This window comes from Lysinibacillus sp. GW823-FHT02G10 (genome assembly GCF_058797135.1).
The window spans coordinates 198,879-205,232 of record NZ_JBXAJI010000007.1 but is presented as its reverse complement, the minus strand read 5'-3'; the positions used below and the strand labels follow the sequence as shown (position 1 = coordinate 205,232).

Sequence of the window (6,354 nt, the reverse complement as noted above, 5' to 3'; positions counted from 1 at the left end):
TAAAAGGCGATCCAATGTTGATTGGACCGCCTTTTTTATTATAACTCTTGTCGTAAAGCTTGAATAACGTCGATTTTTGTTGCTTTACGTGCTGGGCGATAACCTGAAATCATCGCTACACCAACACTAATGGCTGCTGCAATAATGACTAGTTGCCATGGAATAAGAGAAAATGTTATATCATTTGTTGCAAAAGCTTCCTCCCCTGTTGCCGCCTTAAGAATTAATGGTAATGCTGCATTAGCCGCAAAGCTAATAGCATACGAGATGACAACAGCAATTAGCGTACCAAAAATACCGATAAATGTGCTTTCCATTAAAAATAACCGTTGTATAAGCTTCGGACTTGCCCCAATTGCCTTTAATACACCAATTTCACGTGTTCGCTCTGTCACAGCCATTGTCATTGTATTAAAAATACCAATGGAAGCAATCAACACAGCAATTGTACCAACAAAGATTAAGCCAATTTTTAAGACAAGGAAAAATACATTCATTTGATCTAGTTGCTCTGTTACTGAATATACGCTATAGCCCTTATCTTTTAACTTCTCTAAAATCGACTTTACGTTTTCTAATGTATCCGCATAAATATTAAATTCAGAGTAAAACAGCTCATCCTCTGCCATGTTACTATCTGTAGATAAATTTTCAACCCATACTGCTTTTTGCTCTTTGTCCATATGAATAGCGTTATCAACCATCCAATCATAAGAAGGTTTCTCCATTACGCCAACAATTGTATAGCTCATTTTTTGCGTTTCATCATTTGTACCCGTGTGAGGAACTAAGGACAGATCTATGTTCTTTCCAATCAATGATTCTTTATAGCCCTCTTCACTACCATCATAATACGTACCCTCTGCTTCAGCCTTTTTACTTTTTTCCGCAATGACATCACGTTCTCTTTCATTCAATAATGTTTGAGCAAAATGATACCCTACAACAATTTCATTAGATTCCGTTGGATAACGCCCTTTTGCAAGCTTTCCATTTACCTGTTCAAAGTCCTGCATATCTGACAATATTAAATTAGAAGTAGTATCACGATCTTCAAAAAATGATTGTGCGGTAGCATTGACACTAATTGTTTCAAGCACCGTTTCTACATGTTCCATTTTTTTAATTTCTTGTACTTGTTCTTCAGTTAATTGCTTATCGCCATATACTTGAATTTTTGTAACTGTTTCGTTTGAAAGAATTTCATTACGTAAAGATTCCTGTAAACCAAAACCAACGGATGCTAGCACGATTAAAAAGGCACAGCCCATCGTTGCAGCTAGTATCGTCATAAACACACGCAGCTTATTTTTCTTGATATGCTGTGTTACAAAATCTAATTGATCCTTAAATAACATGTTAAGCTTCCTCCTTTACAAGTTCTCCATCGTACATGCGGAAGCGTCTATGTGCGATAGTAGCTACTTCTTCATCGTGCGTGATAATGACAAAAGTTAGCCCTAATTCCCGATTTAAACTTTGAATAAGCAATAAGATATCCTGCTCGGTTTCTGAATCGAGACTCCCTGTTGGCTCATCAGCAAGTAATATAGGAGGATTCGTAATAAGGGCTCGTGCAATGCTGACACGCTGTTGCTGTCCGCCTGACAATTCATTGGGATAATGGTCTGCTACTTCTGTCAAACCAACCTTGTCCATTAATTTCTTCACTTTTTCTTTGCGCATAGCCTTACGCAAACCCTGTAGCTTTAAAGGTAATTCGATATTTTCAAAAGCAGTTAAACCAGGCATCAATTGAAAGTTTTGAAAAATAAAACCGAATTGACGTAAACGGAAGGCAGCACTTTCTGTTTCAGTTAGATGGGCTGTTTCCTTTCCATTTACTTTAATAGAGCCCTGTTCAGCCTTCATAAAACCAGCTAGAACTTGTAATAAGGTCGATTTTCCTGAGCCACTTTTACCTACAATGGCCACAATTTCTCCTTTATGGACCTCGAAGTTCACACCTTTCAATACCGGCACTTGCTTTTCCTTCCCTCGTTTTCCAATTAAAAATGTATGTTGTAAGTTTTCAACCTGAATCATTAGTTAATAAACGCTCCTTTCCTATTCATTTTCCATTGTAGTAAACAATTCTTAATAAAGAGGGAGGATAAAAATGAAGATATTCTTAAGAATAAGAAGGTACTCTTCTGGTTATCAAATGAATTTACAATACCTTTACAATTCGAATGCGCTATTTTTATTACCTTCTATTATCTTTCGTGTCTTAATCTGTACTAATAAGTCACCATTACAGAAGAATAGCCATTTATATCAAGGTTTTATCTGTACTCATAAAAATAAATACAGCTGGATTACCTTATATTTTGTGAACGAATTGTATATTACAGCAATGTAAATTTTCATGTCGATTAGTAAATTTTTATGTAGATAAATTAAAGATTTTGTTATGATAGTAAAGTTTAGAGGTCGATTAATTTATTTATATCCAGGAGGATTCGATTCACATGCTTAACTCAAAAAAACAAGACCCTTTCTTTATTGCATTGCATAAAATTGCTGAAAATATGAGAGAGGCTGTACATTACGCAAATGATTTTCGTATTAACAGTGTAGCTGACCTAAAAGAGATTAGCATTACAATGAAAAATTATGAAACTGCTGGTGATAAGCTTATTCATGAACTGATTGTCATGTTAAACAAATCATTCATGACACCTATTGAACGTGAGGATATTTTAGAGCTCGCCATTCGTATGGATGATGTTTTAGATGGAACAGAACACTGTATTGCACACTTTGAAATGTTTTCGCTCACTGAGATTGATGAATCTATGCGCATTTTCTTAGGGTTTATTTCAAAAAGTGCTGATGAAATAGTCAAAGCGACAGAAGAGTTAAAGAAAAAGAATCTAATTGGCATGCGTCCACACGCAATTCTTATTAAAGACTATGAACGTGAATGTGATGAGGTACAACGTACTTCTATTAAGAAGTTATTTTTAAATGAAAAAGATCCAATCCGCCTCATTAAATTTAAGGATATTTATGAACAACTTGAAGATATCGCTGATCATTGTCAAAACGTAGCAAATACTATGGAAACAATTATCATGCGTAACGCATAATTAGGAGATGGGCACTTTACAATGAACACAATCATTATATTAACCGTACTGGTCGTCATCTTTGCCCTAACATTTGACTTTATCAATGGCTTCCATGATACAGCAAATGCTATTGCAACTTCGGTTTCTACTAGAGCATTGCCGCCACGCACGGCAATCATTATGGCGGCAACTATGAACTTTATTGGTGCTATCACCTTTGTAGGGGTTGCAAAAGCTCTAACAAAAGATATTGTAGATCCTTTTGCATTAAATGCTTTTGAAGGAGACACAACTGGCTCAGTCGTTATTTTAGCTGCATTAATTTCAGCTATAATTTGGAATTTATTGACATGGTATTTCGGTATTCCGTCAAGTTCTTCACACACATTGATTGGGTCTATTGCCGGTGCTGCAATCGCATCCGCTGGTTTTAATGTGTTAAACTATGGCGGCTTTACTAAAATCATCATGGCTTTAGTGTTTTCACCTTTACTTGCTATTTGTGCAGGCTTTATTATGATGACTCTTTTTAAACTATGGTTTAAAAATTTAAATTTATATAGGACGAATAAAGGTTTCCGTACAATGCAAATTTTTACTGCTGCCATCCAATCGTTCACCCATGGTACAAATGATGCGCAAAAAGCGATGGGGATTATGACGATGGCGTTAATCGCTGGTGGCTTGCACACTGGAGATGAAATACCTTTCTGGGTGCGTGCTGCTGCAGCTACAGCAATGGGGCTAGGTACGTCAATTGGTGGTTATAAAATCATTAAAACGGTTGGTGGTAAGATTATGAAAATCCGCCCTGTTAATGGTGTTGCGGCAGATTTAGCATCTGCTACTGTTATTTTTGGCGCTACGCTAATCCACTTACCAGTTTCAACAACACATGTCATTTCTTCCTCCATTATGGGTGTCGGTTCAGCACAGCGTGTGCGTGGTGTAAACTGGGGTATGGCTCGAAAGATTGTTACTACTTGGGTGATTACAATGCCAATTTCTGCCGTTATGGCATCTGTTATTTATTTCATATTATCATTATTCTTTTAATAGTAAGACTCCTGTCCAAAAAGTGGATGGGAGTCTTTACTTTGTCACACGACAAAATGTGACACATCCTTTACACTAATTGAAAAGGGGGATGTATAAACAACTATGAAAACATTTTCAGCTTTTATTACAGCACATGCGAAAGCAATCGTAGTCATATGGCTTATTATTTTTCTAGCAATGGCGTACTTTGCTTTACAGCTTCCAGGCAAACTTCAAGGTGATGGTTTCTTTGTCGAAGCAGATCATACCTATGTTACCAACGAGCTAGCAGAAAAATTTGATTTACCATCTAATACGATTTTGGTTGTCTTTGATCCAGCTGAAGATCAGAAAATTGAAGACACTTTAAAAAAATTAGATAGCATAAAAGAGATTCATTCTATTCAATCACCTTTAGAAGACTCCTCTTTACGGAAAGATGGTATTGCCTATGCTATGGTTCACATAAAGAACGATGTAGAAAACCTTCCTGACATTGTTGAGGAATTCCGTTCATTAATTGAAAAAGACGGAATTAGTATCACTGGAGGGCCTGTTATTTCTGCTGACATAAATACTGCTAGTCAAAAGGATTTGGCATCAGCTGAGGCCATTGGATTGCCAATTGCCATCGTGGTTCTCTTATTAGCGTTTGGTACAGTTGTTGCTTCTATTTTGCCAATCGTCATTGGTGTTGTGACAGTGGTTACCGCCTTTGGTATGATGACACTGCTCAGTGCTAATGTAAATCTATCTATTTTCGTCTTAAATATTGTTCCAATGCTTGGGCTGGCTTTAAGTATTGATTTTGCGTTGCTGTTTATTAATCGTTACAGAGAAGAACGCACACATACTTCTATTGCTCAAGCCATTCAAACTGCTATTCAGACAGCAGGTCGTTCTATCATTTTCTCCGCAGTCTGTGTCATGATTGGCTTAGGTGCGATGATTGTCATTGATGTAGAAATTTTTCATAATATCGCCCTAGGAGGCACTATAGTCGTCCTGTTAGCCGTTCTTTCTGGCTTAACATTACTTCCTGCCACTATGATGCTATTAGGAGATAGACTTAATAAATGGCGCTTAATACGCGTTAAACCAGGTGGGGCAAATCGTTGGCGTGGCTTTGCAGGTTTTGTCATGAAGCATCCAGTAGCTATAGTGATTTCAGCATTATTATTACTAGGCATCGGCATGATCCCTTTAAAGGATATCCAATTAACCATTCCACAGGTGGACTCCTTACCTACGAAATATGATGCTCGTGCAGCATACGATAAATTAGATGAAACGTTTGGACTAGGTGAATCTTCTACATTATATTTGTTGGCTGAACGAAAAGATGGCTGGGAGGATACTGAGGGTAGAGAGCTAATTTATACTATTCAAGAAAAGCTATTAAAGGACCCATTAGTGACTAATGTTTCAACTATTTATACAGCTGCTAACATTCAAACACCAGAGGAGCTTTCTGCTTCTTTAGCTATTCCACAGGTTGCTGAACAATTAAAACCTGTTATTAATTCATTTTCAAAGGATACACAGCTATTTGTTCCTATTACAATTGATGCAGCAGGTTCTTCCTCTAAAGCTCAAAAATTTGCCCGAACATGGATGGACAAAGACCTGGGCGTGGATTTTGCACTTGGTGGACCAGCTAAATTCAACCAAGAAATCTTTGATGAAATTGCTAATAAAATTGTTTTAGCTATAGCAATTATTATCGTTTCTACATTCTTTATTTTAATGTTGGCATTCCGTTCTATCTTAATTCCGTTAAAGGCAATAATCATGAACATTATTGGGCTTTCATCTGCATTCGGGATACTCGTTTATATTTTCCAATATGGTCATTTTGGTATTGAAGCAAGCTCCATCGTGCTAATCATTCCAGTTATTGTTTTTTGTCTTGTATTTGGCTTAAGTATGGACTATGAAGTCTTTTTAATTTCTCGTATCCAAGAGGAATATTTAAAGGGCTCCGATAATACGCGTGCAACAATTGATGGCTTAACATCCACTAGCCGAATAATTACATCTGCAGCGCTTATCATGATTGTTATTACAGGTGCATTTGCCTTCACAGATGTAATGCCTGTGAAGCAAATTGGTGTGGGTATCGCTATTGCTGTTGCCATTGATGCAACAATTATTCGTCTTATGCTTGTGCCTAGTCTCATGAAGCTGTTTGGTGATTGGAACTGGTGGCTTCCTTTCTCAAAGAAAAGTAAATAACATAAAG

General features: G+C 36.9%; 5 protein-coding genes. 3 read left to right on the top strand and 2 right to left on the bottom strand.

Features of this window, described 5'->3' with window-relative positions; genetic code table 11:
• Positions 1 to 38: 38 nt before the first annotated feature.
• Complete coding sequence (locus AC1RFD_RS19250) at positions 39 to 1,358, bottom strand: ABC transporter permease (protein ID WP_288585301.1); 1,320 nt, start codon at positions 1,356 to 1,358, stop codon at positions 39 to 41.
• Position 1,359: 1 nt separating this feature from the next.
• Complete coding sequence (locus AC1RFD_RS19245; RefSeq protein ID WP_048394180.1) at positions 1,360 to 2,046, bottom strand: ABC transporter ATP-binding protein; 687 nt, start codon at positions 2,044 to 2,046, stop codon at positions 1,360 to 1,362.
• Between the two features lie 425 nt (positions 2,047 to 2,471).
• On the opposite strand from AC1RFD_RS19245, the gene AC1RFD_RS19240 reads away from it, so the two are divergent.
• The 3 genes from AC1RFD_RS19240 (at position 2,472) to AC1RFD_RS19230 (ending at position 6,347) form a co-directional block, all read left to right on the top strand.
• Positions 2,472 to 3,092, top strand: coding sequence for a DUF47 domain-containing protein (locus tag AC1RFD_RS19240; RefSeq protein WP_004231927.1), 621 nt, complete (start codon positions 2,472 to 2,474; stop codon positions 3,090 to 3,092).
• A gap of 21 nt (positions 3,093 to 3,113) precedes the next feature.
• Positions 3,114 to 4,130, top strand: a complete 1,017-nt coding sequence (locus AC1RFD_RS19235; RefSeq protein WP_004231925.1) for an inorganic phosphate transporter — start codon at positions 3,114 to 3,116, stop codon at positions 4,128 to 4,130.
• A gap of 105 nt (positions 4,131 to 4,235) precedes the next feature.
• Positions 4,236 to 6,347 (top strand): MMPL family transporter, encoded by a 2,112-nt coding sequence (locus AC1RFD_RS19230; RefSeq protein ID WP_066038003.1) that lies wholly within the window; start codon positions 4,236 to 4,238, stop codon positions 6,345 to 6,347.
• Positions 6,348 to 6,354: the final 7 nt, after the last annotated feature.

Coding starts and splice junctions, on each gene's coding strand:
- AC1RFD_RS19250 (WP_288585301.1), bottom strand. CDS start 1,358: ATGTTATTTAAGGATCAATTAGATTTTGTAACACAGCATATCAAGAAA.
- AC1RFD_RS19245 (WP_048394180.1), bottom strand. CDS start 2,046: ATGATTCAGGTTGAAAACTTACAACATACATTTTTAATTGGAAAACGA.
- AC1RFD_RS19240 (WP_004231927.1), top strand. CDS start 2,472: ATGCTTAACTCAAAAAAACAAGACCCTTTCTTTATTGCATTGCATAAA.
- AC1RFD_RS19235 (WP_004231925.1), top strand. CDS start 3,114: ATGAACACAATCATTATATTAACCGTACTGGTCGTCATCTTTGCCCTA.
- AC1RFD_RS19230 (WP_066038003.1), top strand. CDS start 4,236: ATGAAAACATTTTCAGCTTTTATTACAGCACATGCGAAAGCAATCGTA.